The organism is Burkholderia sp. AU33803, from assembly GCF_002223095.1.
Taxonomy (GTDB): Bacteria; Pseudomonadota; Gammaproteobacteria; order Burkholderiales; family Burkholderiaceae; genus Burkholderia.
Map to the genome: position 1 here is coordinate 47,863 of NZ_NKFJ01000006.1, position 13,113 is coordinate 60,975.

General features: G+C 66.6%; 10 protein-coding genes and 1 pseudogene. All 11 read left to right on the forward strand.

Annotated features, from left to right (window positions below; translation table 11 throughout):
• Positions 1-20: 20 nt before the first annotated feature.
• Positions 21-632 (forward strand): annotated as a pseudogene (istA, locus tag CFB41_RS17330) (IS21 family transposase); the annotation flags it as partial.
• Positions 633-1,093: 461 nt separating this feature from the next.
• Positions 1,094-2,569: an FAD-dependent oxidoreductase gene (locus tag CFB41_RS17335; RefSeq protein ID WP_069250408.1), complete on the forward strand. Its 1,476-nt coding sequence runs from the start codon at positions 1,094-1,096 to the stop codon at positions 2,567-2,569.
• 10 nt (positions 2,570-2,579) lie between these two features.
• Positions 2,580-3,239, forward strand: coding sequence for a cytochrome c (locus tag CFB41_RS17340; protein WP_089457259.1), 660 nt, complete (start codon positions 2,580-2,582; stop codon positions 3,237-3,239).
• Positions 3,240-3,274: 35 nt separating this feature from the next.
• A complete protein-coding gene (locus CFB41_RS17345) occupies positions 3,275-3,949 on the forward strand; it encodes a hypothetical protein (RefSeq protein WP_069250410.1) in 675 nt (224 codons plus the stop codon).
• Positions 3,950-4,022: 73 nt separating this feature from the next.
• Positions 4,023-4,646 (forward strand): TetR/AcrR family transcriptional regulator, encoded by a 624-nt coding sequence (locus CFB41_RS17350; protein WP_069250411.1) that lies wholly within the window; start codon positions 4,023-4,025, stop codon positions 4,644-4,646.
• A 244-nt stretch (positions 4,647-4,890) separates the two neighbouring features.
• Positions 4,891-5,724, forward strand: a complete 834-nt coding sequence (locus CFB41_RS17355; protein ID WP_069250412.1) for a phytanoyl-CoA dioxygenase family protein — start codon at positions 4,891-4,893, stop codon at positions 5,722-5,724.
• A gap of 17 nt (positions 5,725-5,741) precedes the next feature.
• Positions 5,742-6,155 (forward strand): RidA family protein, encoded by a 414-nt coding sequence (locus CFB41_RS17360; protein ID WP_069250413.1) that lies wholly within the window; start codon positions 5,742-5,744, stop codon positions 6,153-6,155.
• A gap of 215 nt (positions 6,156-6,370) precedes the next feature.
• Entirely contained in the window at positions 6,371-7,738 is a 1,368-nt protein-coding gene (locus tag CFB41_RS17365) for a DUF1329 domain-containing protein (RefSeq protein WP_089457260.1), read from the forward strand.
• A 78-nt stretch (positions 7,739-7,816) separates the two neighbouring features.
• Positions 7,817-9,661, forward strand: coding sequence for a DUF1302 domain-containing protein (locus CFB41_RS17370; RefSeq protein WP_089457261.1), 1,845 nt, complete (start codon positions 7,817-7,819; stop codon positions 9,659-9,661).
• 62 nt (positions 9,662-9,723) lie between these two features.
• Positions 9,724-12,084: an RND family transporter gene (locus CFB41_RS17375; protein WP_089457262.1), complete on the forward strand. Its 2,361-nt coding sequence runs from the start codon at positions 9,724-9,726 to the stop codon at positions 12,082-12,084.
• Between the two features lie 32 nt (positions 12,085-12,116).
• Complete coding sequence (locus CFB41_RS17380) at positions 12,117-13,085, forward strand: YCF48-related protein (RefSeq protein WP_089457263.1); 969 nt, start codon at positions 12,117-12,119, stop codon at positions 13,083-13,085.
• The last annotated feature ends 28 nt before the right edge of the window (positions 13,086-13,113 follow it).

Genomic DNA, 13,113 nt, shown 5'->3' on the forward strand with positions numbered 1-13,113 from the left:
GGGATACAAAGGTGATCACGGTGGGTATATTGGCCAAGATCAGGCGGATGTATTTCCGCGAGAAGGTCCCGTTGCGCGAGATTGCGCGGCGTACGGGCCTGTCCCGAAACACGGTGCGCCGCTGGCTGCGGCAGACTGATGCCGTCGTGCCGAAGTATCCGAAGCGCGTCAGCCCGAGCGTCATCGACGACTGGGCCGCACAGCTGACAGGTTGGCTGCGTGCCGACAGTCATCGCCCGAAGCGTGACCGGCGCACCGCCCGGTTCATGTTCGAGGCGATCCGCGCCGAGGGTTACGCCGGCAGCTACGGCCGGGTGAGCGCGTTCGTGAGGCGTTGGCACGAGGAGCAGGCTGAGGCGCCTCGCAGGCAGGCCTTCGTGCCGCTCGCCTTCGAACCCGGCGAAGCCTTCCAGTTTGACTGGAGCTGCGAATACGCTTTTATTGGCGGGCTGCGGCGACGCCTGGAGGTCGCCCACGTCAAACTTAACTCCAGCCGCGCGTTCTGGCTCGTCGCCTATCCCACACAGAGTCACGAGATGCTGTTCGATGCGCACGCCCGCGCGTTCGCCGCGTTCGGCGGCGTGCCGCGGCGCGGCATCTACGACAACATGAAGACCGCCGTGGACAAGGTTGCCGGCGCGCGGCGTTGCCCGATGCGCGGCATGCGGGACCGCGCACGCGATCGCCATGAACGCGATACCGCGCAGCAACCTTTCTGGAGCCTTGCGATCGTCATCGGGACAGGGGAATACCCTGTCTTTTTTTTCTGTTTCTGTTTTATGTATCATGACCTAACTTTTGCAACATGTACTAATTACAAAGATCGACGATTCCTTATCAGAAAAAGGACGATCGGCATGGAGACAGGCAGGACTGCGAATGGCGAACGTCGAGTGCCATGCGACCGATGGCTCGGCCGCATGCGGGCGCGGGTGTTCGCGAACCGGCTCGCGCATCGGGCTCGATGCCCGAGCCGGCGGCAGGGGAAGTTGCTTGAGGTTGTTCAGTCGTCAGATTCCGCGCGTGCGATATGCGCGTGCCGCCCAGGCGGCCGCCGCCCGCGTCATTTCAGGCTGTAACCCGGAAAGACATCATGTCCAGGAAGTCATCCCCCAACGGCGCGGCCAACCTGTCGCGCAGGCAGTGGCTCAAGGCCACGGGCGCCTCCGTCGCGATCGGCGGCCTTGCAATGAGCGCGTCGCGTGCGAGCGCCGATGCGGCGCCCGTACCGGGCGACGTGCTCGACGTCGCGATCGTCGGCGCCGGGCTGGCCGGCCTGACGGCCGCGCGCGACCTGCGCTACGCGGGCTGCGAATCCTTCGCGGTGCTCGAGGCGCGCGATCGCGTGGGCGGCCGCACGCTCAACTACGACGTGGGCGGCCGCTATGTGACGGAAGTTGGCGGCCAGTGGATCGGCCCGGGCCAGACGGCTGTCGCGGATCTCGCCCGCGAGCTGGAAGTCGGCACGTTCCCGAGCTATTACGCAGGCAAGACGGTCATTCTCGGCGGCGACGGGCGCGCCGAGATCGACCTGCAGGGCACGCTCGGCACCGACGAAGCCGTCGCGGCGAAGCTCGGCCGGCTGTCGCGCGACGTGCCGTCGGCCACGCCATGGACCTCGCAGAAGGCGGCCGAGCTCGACCGGCTGTCGGTCGGCGACTGGCTCGCGCAGCAGGGCATCCAACCCGAAGACCGGATGGGCTGGAACGCGTCGATCGCGCTGTCGGGCGGCGTCGCGCCGGCGAAGATGGGGCTGCTGCATTTCCTGTCGATGATCAATTCCGCCGATTGCGATTACGCGCAGCTCGACTCGATCAAGCACAGCGCGCAGGAAACCCGCTTCGTCGGCGGCTCGCAGGCCCTCAGCCTTCGGATGGCGCAGCAACTCGGCGACAAGGTGCGCCTGTCGGCACCGGTGCGCCGGATCGTCGGCTGGGATCGCGATGTCGTCACGCTGCAGACGGACCGCGGCACGGTGCGCGCGAGACAGGTCGTGATGGCGCTCCACCCGGCACTGTGTCACCGGATGCAGTTCGATCCGCCTCTGCCGGCGCCGCGCGCGGCACTGCAACGTGCGTGGCCCGCGCATTCCCCGGCGCGCAAGACGGCGATGGTCTATCGCCGGCCGTTCTGGCGCGACAAGGGGCTGAACGGCCACATCTTCCAGACCAATGGGCCGATCTTCTGGGCCTACGACAATTCGCCGCCCGGCGGCGAGATCGGCGTGATCAACGCGTTCGTCAAGAACGCGATGCTGCCGTCGGACCCGCAGGCGGCAAAGCAGATGCTCGCCGAGCTCTACGCGCAGGCGTGGGGTGCCGATGCGCTGCAGCCGGTGTCGTACCACGATCGTGACTGGGGGCTCGCCGACCCGTGGACGATCACGTGCGTTTCCGCGATTCCGCCCGGATTCTGGACCGCACACGGCGACGCGCTGCGCACGCCGTGCGGCAACCTGATCTGGTCGGGCACCGAGACCGCGAACATCTGGGCCGGCTACATGGACGGCGCCGTCCGCTCGGGTCACCAGGCCGCGCTTCAGGCGCTCAACAAACTGCGCCGCGCGTAGGAGACCGGAAATGAAGAAACGTATCGTGCTGCTCGCCGTGCTCGTGGTCGCCGGCGCGCTTCTGGCCGTCTACGGCCCGACGCTGCTCGGCTTCTATCGCCTGCAGCGCCATATCGACGAGACGGCACAGGCCGACGAGGCCGACGGCGGCCCGTGGCCGCGCACGACCGACGTGTGCATGGGCTGCCACGGCGTGAACGGCTCGTCGCTGAACGACGCGTATCCGAGCCTCGCCGGCCAGCCCGCGCAGTACGTGGCCGCGCAGCTTCACGCGTTCGCGAGCGGACAACGCGCGAACCCGACGATGGGGCCGCTCGCGATGACGATGAGCGAAGCCGAGATCGCGCGTGTGGCCGGCTACTACGCGAAGCAGGCGCCGCTCGCGAACCGCTATTTCAAACCGGATGCGCGACTGCGCGCGAAGGGCGAGCAGCTCGTGACGGGCGGCGCGTGCGTCGCTTGCCACGGCGCGCGACTGACGGGCCAGGCGCAGTTTCCGCGGCTCGCCGGGCAGGGGTACGACTACCTGCGCGTGCAACTCGACGCGTTCGCGAACGGCACGCGCAGCGAGGCGACCGGCACGATGCAGCGCGTCGCGCAGGCGATGTCGGCGGACGATCGGGCGGCGGTGGCCACCTATCTCGCGAGCGTCAGCCCGGTCACGCAGTGAATCAACGGTAGCAATCGACCTCCGGAGTTCGAACCATGGATCACAGATCACTTGTACTTTGTCTTTCCAGCGCGACGCTGGCGGCGACGACCGGCCTGTACGGCCTCAAGTTCGTCCGCAAGCGCAATTTCCTGCTCGGCTTCGAGTGGTGGATCGTGACGATCTCCGCATCCAATGCGGTGATCTTCTTCGCGACCGAATTACCGGTGTCGTACGCCATTTCGCACTTCCTCGACGCGTTCTCGCGCGGATTCGGGATGCCGGTGATCGCGGTCGCCGGTCTGATGGCCGTCACGCACGGCTACCGGCCGTCGATGCGGCAGGACGTGACGCTGTTCGTGCTCGCGACGCTCGGGACGATCGCGCTCGTGGCCGGCGTGTTGCAGAACGCGCTGCCGTACTTCTATGTGGCGATGTGGACGCTGATGTCGATCTATCTCGCCGGCTTCGTGCTGCGGCTCGCGCGTGCCGGCCACGTGTTCCATGCGCTGACGACGACGATCGCGCTCGTCGCTTCGCAGGCGATCGCGTGCATCTACGATTTCTACAAGATCCCGGGCGAGGAAACCAACGTGGTGTTCAATTTCTACGTGCTTGCGCTGCTGGCCTGGTCGTACCTGACCGTCACGCTCTATTACGCGTATGGCGCATTGGAGCGCGACGCCGGACGCGGCAAGGTGAACGCGAACGTATTGTCGTATCCGAAATGAATAGTCGTACTGAGGAAGAGGAGATGATCCGGACGAAGTGCGAACCCGGCCGCGGAGACCGCGGAGCGCGCGGATGGCTCCGGTCAGGCTGACCCGCGCGCAGCGACGCGATGCGACACGCGAACGCCTGCTCGGCGCCGCGCGCGCGATCTTCGCGGAGAAGGGCTATGCGGCCGCGAGCGTCGAGGATATCGCCGCGGCGGCCGGGCATACACGCGGCGCGTTCTATTCGAACTTTCGCAGCAAGACGGAGATGCTGTTCGAGCTGCTGCGGCGCGATCACGACGATGCCGCGACGGCGCTGCAACGGATCGCCGGCATGCCGGCGGGTTCGGCGGAGGACGCGCAGCGGACGTTGCTCGCCTGCTGGCGGCGGCGTGCCGCGCGGGATGCGTCGCGGCTGATATGGCTGGAAGCGCAACTGCAGGCGGCGCGCGATCCGCAGTTCCGTGCGCAGTTCGGTGCGTTGCTGCATGAGCGGCAAGCGCTCGCGACCGCATGCATCGATGCATTCGCGGCGCGTGCCGGCGTGTCGCTGCCATTGCCCGCGTGGCTACTGGCGCTCGGCCTGACCGCGCTGTGCGACGGCGTGCACGCGTGTTGTGCGGCCGACGCGCGCGGCACCGTGGACACGCTGGCCGATGCCGTGCTGGTCGGCTTCGTCACGCATACGGTGTTCGACCGCATGCGCGGATGACGTGTCGGCGACGCCGCGGCCGGCGTCGCCGCCCGACTGTATGAAAGCTGAAAGCAGGTTGTCATGGCGGGACGGCAAACCGCCACGACGCACGTTCGAACAAGCAGACGAAACAGGGAATACCCCCTCTTTTTCTTTCTCGTATTTTTGTCATGATGACCTAACATTGTCACCATGTTCTACTGAAGGTGCCGGCAATGACCGATCACGGCCGGCAGTGGTTGGACGAATCAGGAGATCTACGATGGATGCACTTACACGCAAGGCTTTCTTCGAGGACGGCGCGGTTCTCGTCGAAGGCGTACTCGACGCGGCGCAGCTTGAGCAGTGCCGCGCCGCGTTCGACTGGGGGATGGAGAACCCGGGCCCGATGGCGACGGCGCTGCTCGACGGCACCGAATACCGGTCGCACAACGACAACGCGAACCCGTACGCGAAGGCGCGGCTCGACGAACTGGTCGGCACGCTGCCGTTCGGCAAGCTGTTCGCCGACCTGTGGGGCTCGAAGCACGTGTGGTACTTCGCCGAGGAACTGTTCATGAAGGCCGGTGGCAAGAGCGCGCGCTCGCCGTGGCACCAGGACACGTCGTACCTGCCGTGGGAGGGCATGCACTTCGGCAATGCGTGGATCAGCTTCGAGCACGTGCCGAAGCGCAACGCGCTGGAGATCGTGCGCGGCTCGCATCGCGGCGTGCGCCACGACGGCACCACGTTCCAGAACGCGGAGGACCCGACCGATCCGCTGCACGGCGGCGACGTGTGGCCGCGGCTGCCGAACATCGAAGCGGAGCGCCGCGCGGCGCCCGACGCGTACGACATCATTTCGTGGGAAACGAAGCCTGGCGACGTGGTGCTGCTCCATCCGGGCGTGCTGCACGGCGGTGGCGCGGTGGATGCCGCGTTCCCCGACCGCCACACGCTCGTGCTGCGCTTCTTCGGCGACGACGCGACGTTCAGCCCGCTGCCCGAGCAAAGCCGTTCGGGTTTCACGCCGGCCGGCGTGCTGTTCGTCGACGAGCTCGCCGGGCTGAAGGCCGGCGATCCGTTCCGCGCACCGTGTTTCCGTCAACTCGTCTGAGCAAGGAGTCTTCAATCATGTCAGCTACCCCGAAGCGGCAATCGATCGTTCCGCCGCCGTTCCAGCCGTGGTACGACGCATACCACTTCTCGCCGGCCACGCGCGTCGGCGACACGATCTGGGTGTCGGGCCAGGTCGGACTCGACGCGCAGATGCAGCCGGCCGACGGCGTGGCGGCGCAGGCGCGGATCGCGTTCGAGAGCTTGAAGATGATCCTGGAAGCGGCGGGCGCGAGTCTCGCCGACGTCGTCGAACTGACGACCTTCCATACGAACCTTCAGCAGGAAACGCAGGATTTCGCGGCGATCAAGGACGCATATTTCCCGGACCGCTACCCGTCGTGGACGGCGGTCGGCGTGTCGCAACTGGCGCTGCCGGGGCTGTGCGTCGAAGTGCGTGCGGTCGCGGTGGCCGGGTCGGGCAGGGACTGAGACAGACGGCAGTGCGTCATTCCTTCCAGACGGGCGTTCGTAATGAATCGCAGTCCTGATGGAATGGCGAAAGCGTATCGAAACAGGCAGGCGGCCGTCCGTCATCGCGGACGACCGTCATCAGGGAGCGATGCGATCGCCGGTCGGTGATCGCGAGCGGATTGAATGCGTCGCACCCGGGACGGGCGAGCGAACGCGCAGTGGGAAGGAGAACCATGATGAGCAAGCATCAATTCTGGGCCGCGTCCGCACTCGCGGCCGCTGTATGTCTCGCGCTCGGCACGGCCGTCGCGGCGGACGACCTGACGCCGGCCGGCGCCGATCGCGCGGCGAGCAAGGACGGCTCGGTGCCGGCCTACACCGGCAAGCAGTCGCCCGACGCGGGCTGGGAATGGGGCAAGGTGCGCGCCGATTTCTGGAAGCATCGCAACGAGAAGCCGCTGTACTCGATCGATGCGGCGAACGTCGACAAGTACGCGGACAAGCTGTCGCCCGGACAGGTCGCGTTGATCAAGCAGAAGAAGGGCTACCGGATGGACGTCTATCCGTCCCACCGCGAATGCCAGCTGCCGGATGTCGTCGAGCAGAACTCGAAGGCCAACCTGAGCGCCGCGAAGCTCGGGCCGGCGGGCGACACGCTCGGGGCGGCCATGTTGCCGGGCGTGCCGTTCCCGCAGCCGAAGAGCGGCGTCGAGGCGATCCTCAACTACGAGATGCGCTATCGCGGCGAAGGTGTCGACTGGGGGCAGATGGCGACGACCGTGTCGCCACGTCCGGGCAGCAGCGAATGGATCGACGCGGTCGGCCCGCAGACGTTCTTCTTCCCGTCCGGCAAGCTCGGCAAGCATTCTCCGCAGGACGTCGATCAGCTCAGCACGGCCGTGTACTTCCAGATGAACTCGCCGGCTGCGCTGGCCGGCCAGGCGTTCGTGCAGCGCCAGTATTTCGACAAGCCGTCGGAGACGTACTACTACTTCCCCGGCCAGCGCCGCGTGCGGCGCATGCCGGCCTATACGCACGACGCGCCGCTGATCGGCTTCGAGAACCAGTACCTGATCGACGAAGCGAACATGATCAACGGCTCGCTCGACCGCTTCAACTGGAAGCTGGTCGGCAAGAAGGAAATGATCGTCCCGTACAACGCATTCGGCATGTACAAGTTCAAGAGCAAGCTGCACGACGTCGCGACGCCGGACGGTGTCGCGGCGACGAGCCGGCGCTACGAGACGCACCGCGTGTGGGTCGTCGAGGCGACGCTGAAGCCGAGCGCACGGCACGTCGCATCGAAGAAGGTGTTCTATCTCGACGAGGACAGCTGGCTCGCGCTGGTCGGCGAGGACTACGACGCGCAGGGCAAGCTGTGGAAGGTGCGCGAAAGCTATCCGATCCCGGTGTGGGAGCTCGGCGGCACGTGCGACAACGAACCGCTCGCGCAGTACGACATGAACAACGGCCGCTACGTGCTCGATGCGACGTCGATCGGGCAGGGCAAGGACGTTCGCTGGCTCGAACAGGCCGACGATCCGCGCTTCAAGCAGGATTTCTACACGGCGGAATCGCTGCGCTCGGTCAGCGAACGCTGACCGTCATCGGCTGAAGCCCAAGGGACCGGCGCGCGCAACGACCGCGCGCCGGCATCGCAAAGGGGTGGGAGACGGATCATGGAATCGGCAAGGTTGATCAGGAATACTACGGTATCGGTCGTGCTCGCGGGTGCCGCGGCGTCGAACGCATACGCTTACGACTTCACGACGGGCATCAACGATCTGCAAGGCTCGTGGGTGACCAACCTGACGGCCGGCGCCGGCATCCGTACCAAGAGCCCGAGCTGCTCGCTCACCGGCGATCCGAACGCATACGGCTGCGGCGCGGCGGCGAACACGAATCAATGGGGCTATGCGGACAACGGCGACCTGAACTACCGCAAGGGCCAGCCGTTCAGCACCTACGTCAGCGCGACCAGCGAGCTGCTGCTGAAGATGCCCAGCGAAGGGCTGAAGTTCATGGTGCGCGGCACCGGCATGTACGATTTCCTCGCCGGCAATACGGCGAGAACGCCGCTGTCGAGCACCGCTTCCGCGCAGGTGGTCTACAACGCACAACTGCTCGACCTGTGGGCGCAAAAGGACTTCAGGATCGGCGGACGAAACGCACACGTGCGGCTCGGCAACCAGGTGATCAACTGGGGTGAGAGCATGTTCGCGCAGAGCGGGATCAACGCGACCAACTCGCTCGACGTGCAGAAACTGCTGATTCCCGGCTCGCAACTCAAGCAGGCGCTGCTGCCCGCACCGATGGTGAGCGTTGCTGCAGACCTGTCGCACGGATTCAGCACCGAGGCCTACTATCAGTTCCAGTGGAACGGCAACCGTTATCCGCCGGTCGGCTCGTACTGGTCGGTGACGAACGGCTTCGGCCGCGGCGCGGAGCCGTTCACGCTCAACACGACCAACCTGAACGTGACCGGGCCGAGCGCCGGCTCGATCGCGAATGCGATCGGCGGCGGGGCCGCCGCGGGCAACCAGGGCACGTTGAACGCGATCAAGAACGGGCTCGTGAACGGCGACTATGCGGGGCCGCCGTTCAACGACATCGGGCTGCCGTCCGTCACGAACCTGCCGGCGAAATACCGGCCGCAGTTCGGCGTGAAGTTCAACTACTCGCCGCGCTCGTTCGACGCGAACTTCGCGTTCTATTACCTGAACTACACCGACAAGTCGCCGGTACTCGCGTCGCTCGCGAACGGCACCGAGCAGTGGTCGTATCTCGGCCGCCGCCAGCTGTTCGGCGTCAGCGCGAACTTCGGGCTCGGGCCCTGGGCGATCGGTACCGAGCTGTCGTACCGGCCGCGCGATGCGGTCGCGCTGTCGGCCTGCTATGGCGCGGGGGGCCCGCTCGACCTGAACACGAACGGCGTCGCCGGCATCGACTGCCCGCAATGGGTCGACAAGAAGAAGTTCCAGTACGACATCAACGGGCTGCTGGCGCTCACGCGCAGCGAGTATCCGTTCCTCAAATGGCTCGGCGCCGATTCAGCCGCGCTCACGTGGGAGCTCACGTGGATCTACTACCCGGGGCTGAGTCCGAGCGGCGTCACGCGCACGATCAACGGGCAGACCGTCACGCAGGCGCCGCAGACCGGCTACCTGCCGTGGCTGAACAACGGCTCGGCGCTCGGCTACCCGATCGGGAAGGGGCAGGGCACCGCGAGCTCGGTCGGCGCGACGATCGACTTCAACTGGACCTATGACGGCACGCTGATCCCGGGCTGGCAGGTCACGCCGGGCGTGACGTTCTCGGATGGACTGTACGGCTACACGCCGACCTTCACCGCGAACTACATGCAGGGCGCGAAGTCGCTGAACGTCTACGTGCTGTTCAACCAGAACCCGCCGAACTGGCAGGCCGGCATCAATTTCACCGCGTTCTTCGGCGGGCACAACACGGTCGGCCAGCCGTACGCGGACCGCAATTTCGTCGGGCTGTTCGTCACTCGCAATTTCTGACGGTGACGTGCTTACGGGCGGTCGGCGCCGTGCGCCTCCGCCAATCATCAAGGGGTCATGTCGTGCTCAATCGTCTGGTCAGCCGCCTCGAAAGGCTCTTCTTCGGTCATCGCGCGATCGTGCTCGCGGCGATCGCGTTGTTCACCGTCGCGATGGCCGTGTTCGCCGTGCAGCTGCGCATGGACGCCGGCTTCGAAAAGCAGATGCCGATCGGGCACGAGTACATCCGCACGTTCCAGCAGTATCGGAACGACCTGCTCGGCGCGAACCGGATCACGGTGGTGGTGCGCGCGAAGCACGGGTCGATCTGGTCGAAGGGAGGGCTGACCCGGCTGTACGACGTCACGCAGGCCGTCACGTATCTGCCGAACGTCGACCGCATCGGCGTGCGCTCGCTGTGGACGCCGAACGCGTTCGTCAACGAAGTGACCGACGAAGGTTTTCGCGCGGAGCCGATCATCCCGGGCACCATCACGCCCGACCAGCTGACGCCGGACATCGTCGCTCGCGTACGCCGCGCGACGACGCTCGGCGGCTACGTCGGCACGCTCGTGTCGCACGGCGAGGACAGCGCGATGATCACGGCCGAGCTGAACGAGCGCGACAGCGCGGGCAAGGTGCTCGACTACGTCGCGTTCAACCACCTGCTCGAACAGAAGGTGCGCAAGCCGTTCGAGGATGCCGGCTACGAGATCCAGATCATCGGCTTCGCGAAACAGATCGGCGACATCGCCGACGGCGCGACGGCCGTGCTCGGCTTCTGCGCGGTCGCGCTGCTGCTGACCGCGCTGGCGGCGTACTGGTACTGCCATTCGGTGCGCTTCACGGTGCTGCTGATCGCGTGTTCGCTGACGTCGCTCGTGTGGCAGTTCGGCACGCTGAAACTGCTCGGCTTCGGCCTCGATCCGCTTGCGGTGCTGGTGCCGTTCCTCGTGTTCGCGATCGGCGTGTCGCACGGCGTGCAGCAAGTGAACTTCATCGTCCGGGAGATCGCGCACGGGCAGAGCTCGTTCGATGCGGCGCGCCACAGCTTCAGCGGCTTGCTGATCCCGGGCGTGCTCGCGCTGATCACCGCGTTCGTGTCGTTCATCACGCTGCTGCTGATCCCGATCCCCATGGTGCGCGAGCTCGCGATCACCGCGTCGCTCGGGGTCGCTTACAAGATCGTCACGAACCTGATCCTGCTGCCGGTCGCCGCCTCCTGCTTCAACTTCACGAAAACATACGCAGACAACTCGCTGAAGCGTGCGCAGCAGCGCGCCAAGCCGCTGCGCGTGCTCGCGCGGGTGGCCGAACCGAAGTACGCGGGCCTGACCGTCGCGCTGACCGTCGCGATCTTCGCGCTCGCCGCGTGGCAAAGCCGCGACCGCGTGATCGGCACGCTGCAGCCCGGCGCGCCGGAGCTGCGGGCCGATGCGCGCTTCAACCGCGACGCGACGTCGATCGCCGGCAACTACGACATGGGCCTCGACTGGCTGACGGTCGCGATCGAATCGACCGCCAAGGCGTGCGACAACCCGGCGGTCGGCCTGTACGAGGACGACTTCTCGGCCGCGATGCGCACCGAGCCGGGCGTGGTGTCGGTGCAGTCGTACTCGGCGATGCTGCGGACCTACAACCAGGGCTACAACGAGGACTACCCGAAGATGAACGTCGTGCCGATCGATGCGGAGAACTACGGCGCGGTGTCGGTCGACGTGTCGCGCGTGAAGGGCTTCATGAACCGCGATTGCGGGATGACGGCCGTGCACCTGTTCCTGACCGACCACAAGGCGACGACGATCAACCGGATCCTCGACGACGTGAAGCAGTACCGCGCGTCGCATCCGTTCCCGGGCATCACCGTGCGGCTTGCAGCGGGTAACGCTGGCGTACTCGCGGCGACCAACGACGAGGTCGCGAAAAGCGAGCTGCCGATGATGCTCTACGTGTACGCGGCGATCCTGATCCTCGTGTTTCTCGCGTACCGCGACTGGCGCGCGATGCTCGCATGCTGCGTGCCGCTGTCGGTCGCGACCTTCATCGGCTACTGGTTCATGAAGGAGCTGCAGATCGGGCTGACGGTGGCGACGCTGCCGGTGATGGTGCTCGCCGTGGGGATCGGCGTGGACTACGCGTTCTACATCTACAACCGGCTGCAGGTGCATCTCGCGGGCGGGCAGGACATCGTGAAGGCGGTGCAGCACGCGATGCTCGAAGTGGGTGTGGCGACGATCTTCACCGCGATCACGCTGGCGATCGGCGTCGCGACGTGGAGCTTCTCGGCGCTCAAGTTCCAGGCCGACATGGGCAAGCTGCTCGCGTTCATGTTCATCGTGAACCTGGCGATGGCGATGACGGCGCTGCCCGCGCTGGCGTCGCTGCTGGAGCGCGGGTTCCCGCGCCGCAAGCCCGCCCGCGCGCCCGGCCTGTTCAGCCATTGACGGCTGCGGCCACCCTCACGGAGATCCTTGCCATGATCAAGACGCTCGTTGCCTCTATCGGATTTTGCGTTGCCGCCGCGGTTCTCGCGCAACCGCAGGAAGGAACCGTCGCGGCCTGGGCCGCGAAGCCCGCGCACGCGTGGGCCGCGCCGACGCGCATGATGCTGATGGACGCGACGCACGCCGGTTCGCGGATCGTCGCGGTCGGCGAGCACGGCATCGTGCTGTTGTCCGACGACGACGGAAAGACCTGGCGGCAGGCGCAGCGCGTGCCGGTGTCGGCGACGCTGTCGGCCGTGTCGTTCGCGGACGCGAAGCACGGCTGGGCAGTCGGCCAGTGGGGCGCGATTCTCGCGACCGACGACGGCGGCGACACGTGGGTTACGCAACGTGTCGATACGTCGGTCGACCAGCCGCTGTTCTCCGTGCTGTTCACGAGCGCGCAGGACGGCATTGCGGTCGGACTGTGGTCGCTGATGCTGCAGACCCATGACGGCGGCCGCACATGGACGCGCACGACGCTGCCGAAGCCGCCCGGCGGCGGCAAGGCCGACCGCAATCTCCATCACGTGTTCTCCGACCCCGCGCACGCGCTTTACGTCGTGTCGGAACAAGGGATGGTGCTCAAATCGGCCGACGGCGGCGCGAACTGGACCTATCTGCCAACGGGCGGCAAAGGCACGTTGTGGTCGGGCGTCGCGATGCCGGACGGCCGGATCGTGGTCGGCGGGCTGCTCGGCAGCCTGTTCGAAAGCCGCGACGGCGGAACGACGTGGGCCGCATTGAACACGGGCACGCGCAGCTCGATCACCGCTCTCGTTGCGACCGGCCGCGGGCTGGTCGGCGTCGGGCTCGACGGGATGACGCTGGCGCAGCGGGTCGCGGGCGGCCCGTTCGACGTCGCGCAGCGCGCCGATCGCGCGACGCTCACCGCGGCGTTGATCGATGCGCGCGGCAAGCCGCTTCTGTTTTCGCAGGACGGCGTGCTGGCCGCGCCGTGAGTTGAATCCACAAAAAAAGCCACGAAGG

What these genes read in the sequence shown, in the direction of transcription:
- CFB41_RS17335 (WP_069250408.1), top strand. Translation starts at nt 1,094, where the DNA reads ATGTCCAGGAAGTCATCCCCCAACGGCGCGGCCAACCTGTCGCGCAGG.
- CFB41_RS17340 (WP_089457259.1), top strand. Translation starts at nt 2,580, where the DNA reads ATGAAGAAACGTATCGTGCTGCTCGCCGTGCTCGTGGTCGCCGGCGCG.
- CFB41_RS17345 (WP_069250410.1), top strand. Translation starts at nt 3,275, where the DNA reads ATGGATCACAGATCACTTGTACTTTGTCTTTCCAGCGCGACGCTGGCG.
- CFB41_RS17350 (WP_069250411.1), top strand. Translation starts at nt 4,023, where the DNA reads ATGGCTCCGGTCAGGCTGACCCGCGCGCAGCGACGCGATGCGACACGC.
- CFB41_RS17355 (WP_069250412.1), top strand. Translation starts at nt 4,891, where the DNA reads ATGGATGCACTTACACGCAAGGCTTTCTTCGAGGACGGCGCGGTTCTC.
- CFB41_RS17360 (WP_069250413.1), top strand. Translation starts at nt 5,742, where the DNA reads ATGTCAGCTACCCCGAAGCGGCAATCGATCGTTCCGCCGCCGTTCCAG.
- CFB41_RS17365 (WP_089457260.1), top strand. Translation starts at nt 6,371, where the DNA reads ATGATGAGCAAGCATCAATTCTGGGCCGCGTCCGCACTCGCGGCCGCT.
- CFB41_RS17370 (WP_089457261.1), top strand. Translation starts at nt 7,817, where the DNA reads ATGGAATCGGCAAGGTTGATCAGGAATACTACGGTATCGGTCGTGCTC.
- CFB41_RS17380 (WP_089457263.1), top strand. Translation starts at nt 12,117, where the DNA reads ATGATCAAGACGCTCGTTGCCTCTATCGGATTTTGCGTTGCCGCCGCG.